This is a genomic window from Asticcacaulis sp. (assembly GCF_051956075.1).
In the GTDB taxonomy this organism is placed as follows: Bacteria; Pseudomonadota; Alphaproteobacteria; order Caulobacterales; family Caulobacteraceae; genus Asticcacaulis.
This window is the reverse complement of record NZ_JBQCGA010000009.1, coordinates 25,174-40,336: the sequence shown is the minus strand read 5'-3', so window position 1 is coordinate 40,336 and position 15,163 is coordinate 25,174. Positions and strand designations below refer to the sequence as shown.

Genomic DNA, 15,163 nt, shown 5'->3' with positions numbered 1-15,163 from the left:
ACCCGGATAGCGGTAGCGTGCAATGATCCTGAATATCTGGCTTATCTGTGGATAAACCTTACGCCTCCGCCACCCGCGCCGAAGTATCAGGATCAGGCCCCAAAAGCACCGCTGAACGCGCCCTTGAACACCATCTGATCGAGCGGTTGGCGATCCGAAGGAATCTCACGCGCACGCAGGGGTTCCGGCAGACTTTGCGGATCGCCGCGATGGCCGATGGCGATGGCGGCTTCGATCTTCATCGTGTCGGGCAGGCCCAGCACCAGCGGCGCCTTCTCAAAATCAATGCCGTACATGGCGTGCGCCACCAGACCCTGCGCATGCGCCTGCAAGGCCAGCGACATCCAGGCCGCGCCCGCGTCGAAACTGCCGGTCGGCACGGGGCGCTCGCCGTCAAAGGTCGTCACGGAGGTCAGAAAGACCAGCGCCGCGGCATCCTTGGCCCAGCCTTCGTTGAACGGCACGAGCAGGCTCAACAGGGCGGCGAATTCGGGCTCGCCCTTCAGGCCGTAGATAAAGCGCCACGGTTGCAGGTTCGACGCCGACGGCGACCAGCGCGCGGCCTCGAACAGGGTCAGCAGTTCCGCCTCGCTGATCGGCTGATCGGCAAAGGCGCGCGGCGACCAGCGTTCCAGAAACTGCGGCTGAATCGGATAATCGGAATGGCGAAGCGGCTGTGACATGCAAATACCCTTTATTAAAACTGGCAATAGACCGCGAATTCTGATTGACAGGAGGGAGGCGGGCCGCGATCCGTAACTAAAATTGTATCTGTTACATTTAATGTCAAGGGGCGAACGGCTTGCTCGATACGCTGGCGCACAGATTTTCCATGCTGGAGCCCTACATCACAGCCTATGGCCCCGATGCCTATGGCACCGACGACGCGCCGCGTCCCGCCGTGCTGTTGTTCCACGCCTGCAACGGCGTGCGTCCGCACATCCACGCCTATGCGCGCCGTGCCGCCGGGCTTGGCTATCGCGCCTATGTCGTCGATTCCTTCACGCCGCGCGGCTGGGACCATCAGGCGGCCCTGACCCTGGTCTGTTCGGGCCTGGCCCTGCACGGCTATGAGCGTTCCGGCGACGTGCTGGCGGCCCTGTGGGGGCTGGCGCAGCGACCCGAGGTCGATGCGTCGCGTCTGGCGGTCGCGGGCTGGAGCCACGGCGGCTGGGCGATCATGGACCTGATGACCGAACGCCTGACTCGGCACGGCGAGGCGCGGCTGCAAGACCCGACGCCGGAACCGTTGCAGGGCCTGCGCGGCGCCTTTCTCGTCTATCCCTATCTTGGCTTTCCGGCGCGCTCCAACACGCACGGCTGGGCGCATCGTCCGCGCACCCAGGTCATTCTGGCGCGGCAGGACTTCCTGACCCAGCACAGCCACGCCACGCACATCCTCGACCACCTGCGCAGCGAAGGCGTTCCCATCGACTACCGCGTCATGGAGGCGACACATTGCTTCGATGAGGATTCCGCCCTGCATTTCGGCCCGCTCATGGCCTATGACGCGGCCAGCCACAAACAGACCGAGGCGGCGTTCAATGATTTTCTGCACACAACGCTGGGATAATTGAACGTGGTTCAAATTTATCTTGCTGTCACCGTCAATCCGCGCTAAGCCCTTGGCATGGACACGATGGCGCAAAGATGGACGCGGCTGAAGGCTTACGCGCAATGGTTCGGGCCAGACGATGCGACGCCGCGCCCCACCCTCGTGCTGTTTCACGGCTGCGGCGGCCTGCGTCCGCATGTCATCGCCTACGCCAAGGCCGCCGCCGCCATGGGCGTGCGCGCTCTGGTGATCGACTCGTTTGCGCCGCGCGGCTGGGACCGCGCCTTCGCCGTCTCCTTCGTCTGCACCGGCCTGGTGTTTCAGGGCTATGACCGCACCGGCGATGTGCTGGCGACGCTTTATGGCCTGAAACAGGATGCGCGTGTGTCGGAGGTGATGCTGGCCGGGTTCAGCCACGGCGGCTGGACGCTCATGGACCTGATGACCGATCCGCTCGATAAGCCCGGCGCGGCGAAGCTGGCCGATCCCGACCCGGCCCTGATGGCGCAGGTCAAGGCCCTGCTCCTGGTCTATCCCTATATCGGCTTCCCGGCGCGCTCCAACACGCGCAACTGGGTCTGGCGCCCGCCAACCTTCGCCGTACTGGCGGCGCGCGACCACCTGACGCCGCTATCGCACGCCTGCAAGGTGCTGAAACGGCTGAGCCATGCGGGCGTAGCCATAGAGACCGCCATCTTCGACGCCACCCATGCCTTCGACGAAGAAGACAATAAGGGGCCGATCATGCGCTTCAGCGACGTTGCGATGGCGGGCTCCATCGCCGCTATGCAGGGCTTTATCGCGTGCGTGTTCAAGGGGTGAAGCCCCCTCTCCCCATGACCATGGGGAGAGGACGAGGAGCAAGGCGAAGCCGCCGATCCTCGGGTGAGGGGCCGCCCGAAGATTGCGCACAGTCGGCAGACAGCCCCTCACCCGATCGCCTTCGCTCCGCTCCGCTCTCGTCCTCTCCCCTCATGGAGGGGAGAGGGGGAAGCATTTACATCTTCATGCCGGACATCTGGCTGTCCGAGGCCTGACCATCCGAAGCCAGGGGCGTCGTGGACACCGGCATATGCAGGGTGATGGCGCCCGCCTTCTCGAAATTCAGCGTCACATCGACAAAATCGCCGTCCTGCGGATGGCCGGTCAGCCCCATCAGCATGATGTGGTCGCCGCCCGGTTTCAGCGCGATCGTCTGGCCCGGCGCGATGGCGAAACCGTCCTTGGCGTCGCCCATCTCCATCATGGTCCCGTTCATGCTCATCGTGTGCAAGGCCGCCGTTTTCGCACAGGCGCACGAGGCCGAAACCAGCCGGTCGGGCGTCTGTCCGGTGTTTTCAATCGTCACATAGGCCGCGGTATTCGGATTGACGCCCAGAGCCGCGCGCACGGCGTACTGGGTGAATTTCAGCCCGGAATGCACGCCATTATCGTTCGTCTTCACCTGGGTGGTGGCGCTCGTCTGACCGTCGCTGACCACGGTTTTCGATGTTTCGGTGCGGCTGTTGCAGCCCGCCAGAACCAGCATGGCCGAGGCCACGATCAGAAGCTTGCGCATCATCCTATCCCCATAATCCAACGATCTTTTTGACATCCTTGACCACCGGCTCCGCGACGGCGCGCGCCTTTTCGACGCCGATCATAAGGGCGCGGTCGATCTCGTCCGGTTCCTTCAATAGCGCACGCAGACGTTCCGACACAGGGGACATTTTGTCCACCACCACATCGGCCAGCGCCGGTTTGAACGCGCCAAAGCCCTTGCCGCCGAATTCGGCCAACACCTGCGCCACCGACTGCCCCGACAGGGCGGCATAGATGCCAACCAGGTTCTTCGCTTCCGGGCGGCCTACGAGCCCGTCTTCGGCTTCGGGCAACACATCGGCGTCGGACTTGGCCTTCTTGATCTTCGAGGCGATCACGTCCGCCGTATCGGTCAGATTGATACGCGAATTGTCCGACGGGTCGGACTTCGACATCTTGGCCATGCCGTCACGCAGGGACATGATGCGCGCGCCCGGCCCCTGATAGAGGGTTTCGGGCACCGGGAAATACTCGACGCCGAAATCGTGGTTGAACTTCTTGGCCACGTCGCGCGTCAGCTCCAGATGCTGGCGCTGATCCTCGCCGACCGGCACATGCGTCGCCTTGTAGAGCAATATGTCTGCAGCCTGCAAAACCGGATAGGTGTAAAGCCCGACGCTGGCGCGCTCCTTGTCCTTGCCCGCCTTGTCCTTGAACTGGGTCATGCGGTCCAGCCAGCCGAGACGCGCCACGCAGTTGAAGATCCAGGCCAGTTCGACATGGCCGACCACGGCAGATTGCGGGAAGATGGTCGATTTTTGCGGATCGACCCCGGCGGCCAGATAGCAGGCGGCGATTTCACGCGTCTGCGACAGCAGCTTTTCAGGATCCTGCCAGACGGTGATCGCATGCAGGTCGGCGATGAAATAGAAGCGCTCGGCATCATCATTTTGCATGTCGGCGAATTTTTTCAGCGCGCCGAGATAGTTGCCCAGATGGAGCGAACCGGACGCCTGAATGCCCGACAGAATGCGTTTGGTGGTCACGTTACTTATCCCCGGCGACGTTTGAGCATCGCCTTCAGTTCTGAGGGGCGCACCGCCCCGCTGGCGAAGAGGAGCCCGATATAGACGAAGACGCCCACAAGGGAAACCAGCAGCACCGAGATTTCCTTGGCGCCGACGACATGACCGCCGATGCGCGGCAGACCTTCGCCGAGCAGGCTCTTGAGCTGAGGACTGAAATGCACGGCGGCGAAACAGAAGGCGGCCATGCCTGCGCTGGCCAGCAGCACCAGCAGCACCTTGCCAAGCGCGCCCCGACCGATCGTCCATGTGCCCCGCCGATGCAGGGCGATCACCATCAGCACGACATTGACCCAGGCCGCCGTCGAGGTGCCGACTGCCAGCCCCGGCACGCCGATGACATGGAACATGCTCACCCCCACCACGATATTGGTCACGACCGAGACCAGGGCGAACTTCATCGGCCCGAACGTGTCCTTTCGCGCGAAGAAGGCGGGATTCAAAATCCGCGTCAGCACGAAGGCGGGCACGCCCCAGCCATAGTGGAACAGACAGCGCGCCGTCCACTGCGCGTCATAGACCAGGAATTCGCCGCGCACATAGACGCCATCGACGAGGAAATACGGCATGGCCACCAGCGCCACGGCGGCGGGCAGGGCGAAGACCAGCGCGAACACCACTGCCTGATCCATCGTCTTTTGCGCATGCTCATGATCTTGAGCATGCACGGCGCGCGACAGGGCGGGCAGAAGCGCCGTGCCGATGGCCACCCCGACCAGACCCAGCGGCAACTGATAGAAGCGGTCGGCGATCGCCATCCACATGGTCGCGCCCTTCACGCCCGACGAGAAGAACTGCGACACGAAGACGTTAAGCTGCGTCGCCGCCGCCGCCAGCGCGCCCGGCACGGCCAGCAGCAGCAGGGCGTTGATCTCCTTCGAGAAGACCGGAAGGATCGACAGGCTGACATGGGCGCCGGTTTTGCGCGCGCCCCATAGCAAGAGCGAGGCCTGCAATACGCCCGCAATCAGCGTCCCGACCGAGGCCCACAGCGCCGACTGAAACGGCGAATGCGTCGGGATCACGCAGATGAGTGTCACCGCATTGAGCAGGATCGGCGCCGCCGCCGACAGCACAAACCGGTTGCGCGCGTTCAGCACCCCGGCCAGGTGCGCGACAATCGCCATGCACGGCAGGTAGGGCATGGTGATCTGGGTGAAGATCACCGCCCATTTCATCTTTTCCGGCGTGGCGGCGAAGCCCGGCTTCAAGGCGTACATCAGCCACGGCATGCTGAGTTCACAGACCAGCGTAAAGGCGACGGTCAGGAAGACCAGCGTCGCCATCGCGTCGTGCGCCATCTTGTCGGCCTTCTCCTTGCCGTCGCGCTCCAGAGCGGCGGAATAGGACGGCACAAAGGCGGTCGAAAACGCGCCCTCGGCGAAGATGCGGCGGAACAGGTTGGGAAAGTTCTGCGCCGTGGCGTAGGCGTCGGCCATGATATTACCCGACGCGCCCATATAGGCGGCGATGACGAGGTCGCGCGCAAAGCCCGCAAAGCGCGAGATCAGCGTAAAGGCGGCATTGATCAGCGAATTGCGCACCAGCCCGGTGGACTTTTTGACGGGTGCGGTTTCGGGAGAGGCGGTGTCGGGCATAGGCGCTCGGCAAAAAGGAGGAGCCTATCGTTTAAGCCCCGCGCCGCCTTCCCGCAAGCGGGTAAGGGTTAACGGGCCTCTCCCTCAAACGCCGCGCAGCGGCAAGGCCGATGACCTCATCTCCCGGCGATAGCGGTAGCGTGCGACGACCATGAACATCTGGCTTATCTGTGGATCAAAAAAACCAACCTCATCGCCCGCTGCGACGACAGCAGGAAAGGGTATCCACAGATAAGCCAGATATTCCGGATCGCGCCACGCTACCGCTATCGACATAGTCTAACTCAAATGTACCCCCTCTCCCCATGACCATGGGGAGAGGACGAGAGACGAGCGAAGCGAAGACGATCGGGTGAGGGGCCGTCAACCGATTGAGCGAATGTCCGAAACCCCCTGATATAGACTGCACGCGCGGGGTTCGTGTTTTCAGCTAAGCCGCAGCGATAGCGGTAGCGTGCGTTGACCATGAACATCTGGCTCATCTGTGGATCAAAAAACCAACCTTCGTGCCTGCTCCGACGACAGCAGGAAAGGGTATCCACAGATAAGCCAGATAAGCCAGATATTCCGGATCGCGCCACGCTACCGCTACCGCCAGAGTCTAACTCAAATGTACCCCCTCTCCCCATGATCATGGGGAGAGGACGAGAGACGAGCGAAGCGAAGACGATCGGGTGAGGGGCCGTCCGCCGGCTGAGCGCAACGGTCCGAAACCTCCTCACCCGGTCGCCTGCGCCGCTAAGGCGGCTTGCTTCCCGTCCTCTCCCTTCACGAGGGGAGATGTGACACATAAAGCGAAGCCCCGCGATGCAGCCTGCATCGCGGGGCTAAGCGTTTAAGCCGGTGAACGCCTTACGCGCCGACCGAGGCCGCGGCTCTGATCTGGTCGTTGATCGCCGCCGCAACCTGCGAGCCGGAGGCCGTGCCGCCGAGATCGCGGGTCAGCACGCCCTTTTCCACCACCGCGTCGATGGCGGCGTCAAGCGCATCGGCCTCGGCATTGAGGTTCAGCGAGAAGCGCAGCAGCATGGCGACCGATTTCAGCGTGCCGATCGGATTGGCCAGGTCTTTCCCTGCGATGTCCGGCGCGGAACCGTGGATCGGCTCGTACAGGCCCTTGCCCGAATTACCCAGCGAGGCCGAACCCAGAAGCCCAATCGAGCCCGGCAGCACCGAGGCGAGGTCGGACAGGATGTCGCCGAACATGTTTTCCGTCACCACCACGTCGAACGTGGTCGGGCGGGTGACGAGGTGCATGGCCATGGAATCGACGAGGTTGTGCTCCAGCTCGACGTCCGAATATTCGGCCTTGTGCATCTTCATCACCGTTTCGCGCCACAGACGCGAGGTCTCGATGACATTGGCCTTATCGACGCTCGTGACCTTGTTGCGGCGCTTGCGTGCGGCCTCGAAGGCGACGCGGGCAACGCGCTCGATCTCCGGCACGGTATAGACGCATTCGTCGATGGCCATGTCCTCGGTGCGGGTCTGCTTGCCGAAATAGAGGCCGCCGGTCAGCTCGCGCACGATCAGCATGTCCGCGCCTTCGACGACTTCGCGCTTGAGCGGCGAGCGCTGCACCTGAGATGGGGTGACGCTCATCGGGCGTAAGTTTGCGAACAGGCCCATCGACTTGCGCACGGCCAGAAGGCCCTGTTCCGGGCGCATCTTGCCCAGATCCCACTTCGGCCCGCCGACCGCGCCGAGCAGCACCGCGTCCGCCGCCAGACAGGCCTTGTCGGTGTCTTCGGGATAGGGGTTGTTATCGGTGTCAATGGCGATGCCGCCGATGCGCTTTTCTTCAAAATTGAAGCTGTGGCCATAGACGTCGCCGATGGTTTTCAGCGCCGCAACGCCCGCCGCCGCGACTTCCGGGCCGATTCCGTCGCCGGGCAGGACGGTGATGTTGAAGGTTCCCATTAGGCGGCCTTTCCGTGCGATTGTTCGTAAGCTTCGATTTCCGGCATGCGCTTCAACAGCCAGCCCATGGCGTCCACGCCTTCGAGCAGGCATTCGCGCGCGAACGCCTCGACCTGGAAGGTGAACTCGGTCCCGTCTTCCAGCGTCAGCTTGCACGATTCCAGATCGACCGTGACGCGCTGCTGCGGGTTCTTGATCAGCTTGTCATAGGTCGGCTGATCGACCACGATGGGCAGCAGGCCGTTCTTCAGCGAGTTCGACTTGAAGATGTCGGCGATCTCGGTCGAGATCACGGCCTTGAAGCCGTAATCCATCAGCGCCCAGGGCGCGTGTTCGCGCGACGAACCGCAGCCGAGATTATTGCCCGCCACCAGCACGCGATGCTCCGTCGGGTCGATGGTGTTGAGGATGAAATCCTTGTTCGAGCCGTCGGCATTATAGCGCCAGTCGTTGAACGCGACCTTGCCCAACCCCGCCTTGGTGGTGGTGGTCAAAAAGCGCGCCGGAATGATCTGGTCGGTGTCGATATTGGCTTCCGGCAGCACGACGATGCGCGACGAGAAGGTGTTGATGGGTTCCTGATTGCTCATCTTATGCGCTTTCCAGAGCCATGAATTGACGGGGATCGGCGACATGGCCGGCGACGGCGGACGCGGCGGCGGTGGCGGGCGAGGCCAGCACGGTGCGCGAGCCGGGGCCCTGACGGCCCTCGAAATTGCGGTTGGAGGTCGAGACGGCCAGTTGCCCCGGCTGCACGAAATCGCCGTTCATAGCGATGCACATCGAACAGCCCGGCAGACGCCATTCCGCGCCCGCCTCAAGGAAGATCTGATGCAGGCCTTCCTTTTCGGCTTCGATCCGCACCCATTCCGAGCCCGGCACGACTAGGGCGCGCACGCCCGGCGCCACCTTGCGGCCCTTAAAGACCTCGGCGGCGGCGCGTAAGTCCGCCATGCGGCCATTGGTGCAGGAACCGATGAAAACCACATCGACCTTTTCGACTTCGCGCTTTTCGCCGCCGGTGAAGCCCATATATTTCAGCGCGCGCGCCTGATCCTCATTGGCGGCCACCGGCACGCCGTTCACGATGGGCGCGCCCTGATCCGGCGAGGTGCCCCAGGTCGCCATCGGCTCGATCTTGGAGCCATCAATCGTGATTTCCTTATCGAAGACCGCGCCGTCATCCGACTTCAGCGCCAGCCATGACTTCGCCGCCTCGTCAAACGCCGCGCCCGACGGCACATATTCGCGCCCGCGCAGCCATTCGACCGTCTTTTCGTCCGGCGCGATCATGCCGCAGCGCGCGCCCGCCTCGATCGACAGGTTGCAGACCGTCATGCGGCCTTCCATATCGAGATCGCGGATCACGGAACCGGCATATTCCAGCGCATAGCCGGTGCCGCCCGAAAAGCCGAGCGTGTTGATGACGGTCAGCGCCACGTCCTTGCCGGTGACGCCCGGTTGCAGCTTGCCTTCGATATTGATGCGCATGGTCTTCGGCTTGCGCTGCGCCAGACATTGCGTCGCCAGCACGTGGCCGACTTCCGACGTGCCGATGCCGAAGGCGATGCAGCCGAACGCGCCGTGGGTCGAGGTGTGCGAGTCGCCGCAGACCACGGTGAAGCCCGGCTGGGTCAGGCCCATTTCCGGCCCGATGACATGGACGACGCCGCGGTTTTCGGCGTCATAGCCGAACAGACGGACGCCGTTCTTCGCGGCGTTCTGTTCCAGCGTATGCACCTGAATCTCGGCCTGCGCGGTTACGTAAGGGCGCTTGCCGTCCACACCGGGCGCCAGAGTCGGGATCGAGTGGTCGAGCGTCGCGAAGGTGCGGTCCGGGCGGCGGACCTTGAGGCCGCGCGCCTCCAGCTCGGAAAAGGCCTGCGGCGAGGTGACCTCGTGGACCAGGTGCAGGTCGATATAGAGGATGGCGGGGCTGTGCGCGCCTTCCGGCTCGACGACGTGGGCGTCCCACACTTTTTCGAATAAGGATTTGGGCATGGTCTTCAGGGCTCTTGTTCGCTCTATTTTCTCCTCCCCTGCGCAGCGGGGGAGGTGTCGCGGCTTGTCCGCGACGGAGGGGGCATTGGCGGAGGCGGCCCCTCCACCACTTCGTGGTCCCCCTCCCCCGCAAGCAGGGGAGGAGAAAAAATTACTCTGCCGGAACGGTCGCCTCAACCGGCTCAAGCCAGCCGAAGCGATCTTCCGTCGTGCCGTTGAACAGACCGTGGAACAGGGTCTGCAAACGCTTGGTGATCTTGCCGGGGCCGCCGGCGCGGGTCGGGATGTCGTCAATGGAGCGGATCGGGGTGATCTCGGCGGCGGTGCCGCACATGAAGACCTCGTCCGCCAGGTACAGCATTTCGCGCGGCAGGGCCTGCTCGATGACCTCGATGCCGTCGGCCTTGGCCAGCTTGATGATCGAGTCGCGCGTAATGCCGCCCAGGATCGAAGACGCCACCGGCGGGGTGTGAATCTTGCCGTTCATCATCAGGAACAGGTTCTCGCCCGCCCCTTCCGACAGGCGACCATCTGTGCCGAGGCCGATGCCCTCGACATAGCCGCGCCCGCGCGCCTCCTTGCCGATCAGGTAGGAGGACAGATAGTTGCCGCCCATCTTGGCCGCGTTCGGGATGGTGTTCGGCGCGGCGCGCTGCCACGACGAGACGCAGACATCGACGCCCTTGTTCAGGCCTTCTTCGCCGAGATACGCGCCCCAGGCGAAGGCGGCGATGGCCAGATCGACCTTGACGTCGCCCTTGGGCGTGACGCCCATGCCGTTTTCGCCGAGAAAGGCGATCGGACGCCAATAGGCGCTCTTGAGGTTGTTGGCCTTGACGATGTCCTTGCACGCCTGAACCATCTGATCGAGCGTGTAGGGAATCTTGATGCCATAGATGCGCGCCGAGTCTTCGAGGCGGCGCATATGGTCGGTCAGGCGGAAACCGACCGGGCCGTTAGGGGTATTGTAGCAGCGAATGCCCTCGAAAACGGAGGTGCCGTAATGCAGGGCGTGGGTCATGACGTGAATCTTGGCGTCGTCCCATGCGACGGTTTCGCCATTGATCCAGATATTGTCAGCCAGTTTGGTCATGTGAATTAGCCATTCGATAGAGAGTTTGGGAATGTCTGTACGCCCTTCGCGGACGCCAGCAAAGACGGATTTTTAAATTCCGCTCCCTACGCCGCCGGGGCCGCGACAACGGCCCCGATGACCTTCTCCTATGTGTCTTGTCTGCGTCATGATCAGGCGCTCTGCTTCTGCTTCGCCGCCGCCTTGGGGCGGGCGGGCGCTTCGTTCAGGCGCCTGACGCCGTAAAGCCGGTCGATCTGAAGGCCGAGCATGTCGGCATTGCGCGACGGATCGCGCGGACGCACCGTCACGGACGCGCCGCGCTTGTCCTCGCCGAGATCGTAAAGCTCCATCGCGTCGATATGGAAGCCGCGCCGCTCGATCAGGCCGATCACGCGGATCAGGCTGCCTTCGAGACGATCCAGCTCAATATGAATCAAGTGGCTCATCCCAGCGCTCCTCCATCATTTCCGCGTTCGACGCGCCCGGCGGCACCAGCGGCCACACATTTTCGCGCGGATCAATCAAAACATGCAAAAGGGTCGGCCCCTCGGCGGCCAGCAGCCGGTCGATGGCGCCCTCGACTTCGTGGCGATGGGTGATGCGGAAGGCATCGAGCCCGAACGCCTTGGCGACGACGACGAAGTCGGGATTGTCCGACAGGTCGATCTCGCTGTAATTTTCCTGATAGAACAATTGCTGCCACTGACGGACCAGACCCAGCGAGGAATTGTCCAGCAGCACGATCTTCAGCGGGATCTGGTAACGGTTGAGCGTCGCCATCTCCTGAATGTTCATCATGAACGAGCCGTCGCCCGAAATGGTGACGACATGGTGGTCCGGCTTGGCCAGCTTGGCCCCGACCCCAGCGGGCAGGCCATAGCCCATCGCCCCGGAACCGCCCGAGGTCAGGTGGGCGCGACAATTGGGGAATTCGCAGTGCTGCGCGACCCACATCTGATGCTGGCCGACATCGCAGGCGGCGATAAATTTCTCGCCCGCCTTTTCCGACAGCATTTTCAACAGGGCAGGCGCATAGACGCCCTGACCCGGCGCATTATAGCGGAAGCGGTGCTCCCACTTGTCGGCCTTGCATTGCTCGACCCACTTCTGAATGCCGGAAACTTTCGGTTTCAGGCTCTCAATGGTGGTCTTCAGGTCGCCGTGAATGGCGATGTCGGCCTTGCGCAGCTTGTTGATCTCGGCGGCGTCGATATCGGCGTGGATGATCTTCGCGTTCGGCGCAAAGGCATTGAGCTTGCCGGTGGCGCGGTCGTCAAAGCGCGCGCCCAGCGCGATCAGCAGGTCCGATTCCTGCACCGCATGGTTGGCGGCGCGCGTGCCGTGCATGCCCAGCATGCCCAGGTACAGCTCCTCATTGGTCGGCACGACGCCGATGCCCTTGAGCGTGGTGACGATGGGGATGCCGGTGCGCCTGACCAACTCCAGCATGGCGGGCGAGGCCCCGGCCATTTCGACGCCGCCCCCGGCGTAGAACAGAGGCTTTTTCGCCTGCTCGATCATCTTGGTGGCGGCTTCGATGGCCTTAAGGTCGGGCGCGGGCGCGGTCCAGGCCGGGAAGCTGGCCGGGTGCGCGGTCGCGACATGGGCGGAGGCGACGTCTTTCGGAATATCGACCAGCACCGGACCCGGACGGCCCTCGGCGGCGATGGCGAAGGCCTCGGCCAGAATGGCGGGAATGTCGGCGGGATCGCGGACCAGCCACGAATGTTTGACGATCGGCAGGGTGATGCCGAGAATATCGACTTCCTGGAAGCCGTCCGTGCCCATCAGGTGCGAGGCGACCTGACCGGTGATGCAGACCATCGGCACGGAATCCATATAGGCGTTGGCGATGCCAGTGATCAGATTGGTGGCGCCGGGACCGGACGTGGCCATGCAGACGCCGACGCGGCCCGTGGCGCGCGCCCAGGCGTCGGCCGCGAAGGCCGCGCCCTGCTCGTGACGGACCAGAATATGTTGCAGGCCGGACCCGGCCAGCGCGTCATAGATGGGCATGATCGCCCCGCCCGGATAGCCAAACAGGGTATCGACCCCCAACGCCTTCAGCGTGGAGATGACCAGTTGCGCTCCGGTGGGTTGATTGCTCATCGTAAAAACTCAAATTGCTTATATTTCATTCCGCCAATCCATCCCTCCCCGTTTACGGGGAGGGGGGACCGCGAAGCGGTGGGAGGGGGATGCCGACGGTGGAATTCCCCCCTTCCGTCTTCTGAAAGCTGACGCTTTCAAAATCCACCTTCCCCGTAAACGGGGAAGGATGAAAGAATTACGCTTCCTGCTTGTTTTGCAGCCAGCTCATACGCGAACGCAGGTCCGCGCCGACCTTTTCGATCTGGTGGTTCAGGTCGGCGTTCATCAGCGAATTGTAACGCGGACGACCGGCCTGATTTTCCAGAATCCAGTCGCGCGCGAAGGTGGCGTCCTGAATGTCCTTCAGCACGGCGCGCATACGCTCGCGCGTTTCTTCATTGATGATGCGCGGGCCCGAAACCAGATCGCCATACTTGCAGGTTTCCGACACGAAGCTGTGCATCTTGGCGAAACCGCCTTCGTACAGCAGATCGACGATCAGCTTCAGCTCGTGCAGGCATTCAAAATAGGCGATTTCCGGGCGATAACCGGCTTCGACCAGGGTTTCGAAGCCCATCATGACCAGCTCGGTCGTGCCGCCGCACAGAACGGCCTGTTCGCCGAACAGATCGGTCTCGGTTTCTTCCTTGAACGAGGTCTCGATCACGCCGCCGATGGTTCCGCCGATGCCGCGCGCGTAGCCCAGGGCCTTCTGCGCCGCCTTGCCGGACACGTCGCGGTCCACCGCGAACAGCGACGGCACGCCGCGGCCACGCTGATATTCGCGGCGGACCAGATCGCCCGGACCCTTGGGGGCGACCAGAATCACGTCCATGTCAGCGCGCGGCGTGACGCGGCCATAAAGGACCGAGAAGCCGTGCGCGAACAGAAGCGCGACGCCCTTGGGCGCGTTCGGCTCGATCACGTCCTTATAGAGGTCGGCGTGCGTCATGTCCGGGGTCAGGATGGCGATGATGGTCGCGTCCTTGCAGGCGTCGGCGACCGACAGGACCGTATGGCCGTCAGCCTTGGCCTTGACTTCACCGGCGCCGCCGGGGCGCAGGCCGACCACGACGTCCGCGCCCGAATCCTTCAGGTTCGAGGCGTGGGCGCGGCCCTGGCTGCCGTAACCGATGATGGCGATGCGCTCACCCTTCAGGCTGTCGGGCGAAACGTCGTCATTCGTATAGATCTTCACAATGGTCTCCGTAGGTCTTTTCTAGGTCGGGATGGGGGTTATTTATGCGCCGCCGTGACCAGGCGGGCGTATTTCTGCAAGGCGCCGGCGCCGAAGACGGCCTTGCCGGGCTTCTGCGCCTTGACGCCGCGACGCAGCTCGATATCGGCCATGACGTCGATGCGGCCGGACGTCAGGTCAATATGGATGATGTCGTCGTCATTGACATAGGCGATCGGACCGCGCGCCGCCGCCGACGGGGCGACATGGCCGATGACCGCGCCGGAGGCGTCGCGCGCCGCCGCGTCGGTGATAAGGGTGACGCGCTCTAAACCTGCGGCCTCGACCGCAGACTGGATGACGTCGGCGTCGAAGCCCTCGTCGCCGCGCACGATCACGATGTCGCACGACCGGACCCGGCCCGCCGCAACGCCGCTGATCGCCTCGGCGCCGCTTTCAAACACGCGCGCCGGACCGTCAAAAATCGTTTCCTCGAACGCATCGATCCGCGCCACGCAGCCCTCCGGCGCCAGCGCCCCATGAAGAATCGCGAACCCACCGCTGGCGCTGCGCACCACGTCGCCCGCGCCATGATAGGGGGCGGCGTTTTGACGGTTCATATTAGCGATGGCGTTCATGACGATAACTCTATGTGCGATTCAGATGTGCGAAAAAATCCCGCTCTTTCATGGAGCGGGAGGATTTTGGTCCTCATTAGCGGGGTTTCAAACCTGCGCTACCACTCCGGCGTCAAGGGGCGAAGCACGCCCCCAATAAGCAGCGATACGATGTCGAGTACGATCAGGGTGACAAGCGCCGACGACGCCAGGGCGTAAACCCGTTGCGCAACGTCCGAACCTATCGCAATGACCTTGGCTTTCGACATAAAACGTAACTCCGCGCCCCCGATGAGCGGTTGCGTGTCGATATATAGCCGCAAGCCTGCGCCAAATGCAAAGGGAAATTGGCGTTTTGTTGGAAAAATTTTCCGGCGCAACGCGGTTTTACTGCAATGCAGCAAAATATTATTCCCGTATTTGCCGCAAGGCCGCAATTTATTTTTGCATTGCGCTGCAAAATGACAGAAATCACGGCTTCGTGAGCGTGAATCGTGAAACAATCTGTCCCGGTTGCAGATGC

At 63.0% G+C, this 15,163-nt stretch carries 16 protein-coding genes; 2 read left to right on the top strand and 14 right to left on the bottom strand.

Annotated features, from left to right (window positions below):
- Positions 1-92 precede the first annotated feature (92 nt).
- On the bottom strand, positions 93-683 hold the full coding sequence (locus ACTHLA_RS02520; RefSeq protein ID WP_440185056.1) for a nitroreductase family protein: 591 nt from the start codon (positions 681-683) through the stop codon (positions 93-95).
- A 119-nt stretch (positions 684-802) separates the two neighbouring features.
- Between ACTHLA_RS02520 and ACTHLA_RS02515 the strand changes: the two genes are divergently transcribed.
- Together ACTHLA_RS02515 and ACTHLA_RS02510 are read left to right on the top strand one after the other, a co-directional pair.
- Entirely contained in the window at positions 803-1,573 is a 771-nt protein-coding gene (locus ACTHLA_RS02515) for a dienelactone hydrolase family protein (RefSeq protein WP_440185053.1), read from the top strand.
- A gap of 57 nt (positions 1,574-1,630) precedes the next feature.
- Positions 1,631-2,377: a dienelactone hydrolase family protein gene (locus ACTHLA_RS02510; protein WP_440185050.1), complete on the top strand. Its 747-nt coding sequence runs from the start codon at positions 1,631-1,633 to the stop codon at positions 2,375-2,377.
- Between the two features lie 175 nt (positions 2,378-2,552).
- Here the strand turns inward: ACTHLA_RS02510 and ACTHLA_RS02505 are convergent, their stop codons facing one another.
- From ACTHLA_RS02505 to ACTHLA_RS02445, 13 genes are all read right to left on the bottom strand, one after another.
- Positions 2,553-3,116, bottom strand: a complete 564-nt coding sequence (locus ACTHLA_RS02505) for a copper chaperone PCu(A)C (RefSeq protein ID WP_440185048.1) — start codon at positions 3,114-3,116, stop codon at positions 2,553-2,555.
- Position 3,117: 1 nt separating this feature from the next.
- Positions 3,118-4,122 carry a tryptophan--tRNA ligase gene (gene trpS, locus ACTHLA_RS02500; RefSeq protein WP_440185045.1) on the bottom strand — a complete coding sequence of 335 codons (1,005 nt, stop codon included), beginning with the start codon at positions 4,120-4,122 and terminating at the stop codon, positions 3,118-3,120.
- Positions 4,123-4,127: 5 nt separating this feature from the next.
- Positions 4,128-5,759 carry a murein biosynthesis integral membrane protein MurJ gene (gene murJ / locus ACTHLA_RS02495; protein ID WP_440185043.1) on the bottom strand — a complete coding sequence of 544 codons (1,632 nt, stop codon included), beginning with the start codon at positions 5,757-5,759 and terminating at the stop codon, positions 4,128-4,130.
- Positions 5,760-5,843: 84 nt separating this feature from the next.
- On the bottom strand, positions 5,844-6,035 hold the full coding sequence (locus ACTHLA_RS02490; protein ID WP_440185041.1) for a hypothetical protein: 192 nt from the start codon (positions 6,033-6,035) through the stop codon (positions 5,844-5,846).
- Positions 6,036-6,611: 576 nt separating this feature from the next.
- Positions 6,612-7,679 (bottom strand): 3-isopropylmalate dehydrogenase, encoded by a 1,068-nt coding sequence (gene leuB, locus ACTHLA_RS02485; RefSeq protein ID WP_440185038.1) that lies wholly within the window; start codon positions 7,677-7,679, stop codon positions 6,612-6,614.
- Positions 7,679-8,269 carry a 3-isopropylmalate dehydratase small subunit gene (leuD, locus tag ACTHLA_RS02480; RefSeq protein WP_440185036.1) on the bottom strand — a complete coding sequence of 197 codons (591 nt, stop codon included), beginning with the start codon at positions 8,267-8,269 and terminating at the stop codon, positions 7,679-7,681. The genes leuB and leuD overlap by 1 nt, the downstream gene beginning before the upstream one ends.
- Position 8,270: 1 nt before the next feature.
- Positions 8,271-9,680, bottom strand: coding sequence for a 3-isopropylmalate dehydratase large subunit (gene leuC, locus ACTHLA_RS02475; RefSeq protein ID WP_440185033.1), 1,410 nt, complete (start codon positions 9,678-9,680; stop codon positions 8,271-8,273).
- A gap of 151 nt (positions 9,681-9,831) precedes the next feature.
- Positions 9,832-10,773, bottom strand: coding sequence for a branched-chain amino acid transaminase (locus tag ACTHLA_RS02470; protein ID WP_440185030.1), 942 nt, complete (start codon positions 10,771-10,773; stop codon positions 9,832-9,834).
- Between the two features lie 152 nt (positions 10,774-10,925).
- Positions 10,926-11,201, bottom strand: a complete 276-nt coding sequence (locus ACTHLA_RS02465) for an ACT domain-containing protein (protein WP_440185027.1) — start codon at positions 11,199-11,201, stop codon at positions 10,926-10,928.
- On the bottom strand, positions 11,179-12,864 hold the full coding sequence (ilvG, locus tag ACTHLA_RS02460) for an acetolactate synthase 2 catalytic subunit (RefSeq protein WP_440185025.1): 1,686 nt from the start codon (positions 12,862-12,864) through the stop codon (positions 11,179-11,181). The genes ACTHLA_RS02465 and ilvG overlap by 23 nt, the downstream gene beginning before the upstream one ends.
- Before the next feature lie 178 nt (positions 12,865-13,042).
- Positions 13,043-14,044: a ketol-acid reductoisomerase gene (ilvC, locus tag ACTHLA_RS02455; protein WP_440185022.1), complete on the bottom strand. Its 1,002-nt coding sequence runs from the start codon at positions 14,042-14,044 to the stop codon at positions 13,043-13,045.
- A gap of 38 nt (positions 14,045-14,082) precedes the next feature.
- Positions 14,083-14,661, bottom strand: coding sequence for a hypothetical protein (locus ACTHLA_RS02450; RefSeq protein ID WP_440185020.1), 579 nt, complete (start codon positions 14,659-14,661; stop codon positions 14,083-14,085).
- Between the two features lie 98 nt (positions 14,662-14,759).
- Positions 14,760-15,143, bottom strand: a complete 384-nt coding sequence (locus ACTHLA_RS02445; RefSeq protein ID WP_440185017.1) for a hypothetical protein — start codon at positions 15,141-15,143, stop codon at positions 14,760-14,762.
- Positions 15,144-15,163 lie beyond the last annotated feature (20 nt).